The organism is Oleiphilus sp. HI0066 (assembly GCF_001635725.1).
The window spans coordinates 1-1,006 of sequence record NZ_LWFH01001376.1 but is presented as its reverse complement, the minus strand read 5'-3'; the positions used below and the strand labels follow the sequence as shown (position 1 = coordinate 1,006).

Sequence of the window (1,006 nt, the reverse complement as noted above, 5' to 3'; positions counted from 1 at the left end):
AAATTATCTATACCAAAACCGATGAAGCGCCGGCGCTTGCTACCTACTCGCTCCTACCTATTCTAAATGCCTTTACTTCTGCTGCAGATGTCAGTGTCGAATCAAGTGATATCTCACTTGCTGCTCGAATCCTTGCAGCTTTCCCAGAGAACTTAAAAGAAGAGCAACGCGTTCCAGATGCGTTGAAAGAGTTGGGCGAACTAACACTTAAGAAAGAAGCAAACATCATTAAGCTTCCAAATGTGAGCGCGTCTATTCCTCAGCTAAAAGCAGCTATTGCGGAGCTTCAATCTCAAGGTTTTGATTTACCTGCATACCCAGACGAACCAAGTTCTGATGAAGAAAATGACATTCAAGCACGTTATGCAAAAGTGCTTGGAAGCGCGGTAAACCCTGTATTACGTGAGGGGAACTCTGATCGAAGAGCGCCAAAAGCGGTTAAAGCGTATGCACGCAAAAATCCTCACTCAATGGGTAAGTGGAGCCAGGCGTCACGCACGCACGTAGCGCACATGTGGGATAACGACTTTTACCATAACGAGAAGTCTACGATTATTGATAAAGCTTGTAATGTTCGCATTGAGCTTGAAACCAAAGATGGTCAAAAGAAAAATCTCAAAGAGAATCTAGCGCTGCTTGACGGCGAAGTCATCGATGGCATGTTTATGAGTGTGAGAGCGCTATGCGATTTCTTCGAAGCCGAAATGGAAGGTGCGAAACGCGCTAACATTTTGTTCTCGTTGCACGTAAAAGCGACCATGATGAAAGTCTCTCACCCGATCGTCTTTGGCCATGCTGTAAAAGTATATTTTAAAGAAGTCTTTGAAAAGCACGCAGAAACCTTTGAAAAGCTCGGTGTGAACGCGAACAATGGTTTAAGCAATGTTCACCAGAAAATTCAGTCTCTTCCATATTCGCAGCGTTCTGAAATTGAAGAAGATATTCGTAAGTGTTACGAAGATCGTCCTGAACTCGCTATGGTTGATTCAGACAAGGGTATTTCAAA

General features: G+C 43.7%; 1 protein-coding gene. It reads left to right on the top strand.

Annotated elements, in window-relative coordinates:
* Nucleotides 1–2: 2 nt before the first annotated feature.
* Nucleotides 3–1,006: NADP-dependent isocitrate dehydrogenase (locus tag A3738_RS20820; RefSeq protein WP_231876719.1), on the top strand; the 1,004-nt coding region annotated here is incomplete at its 3' end.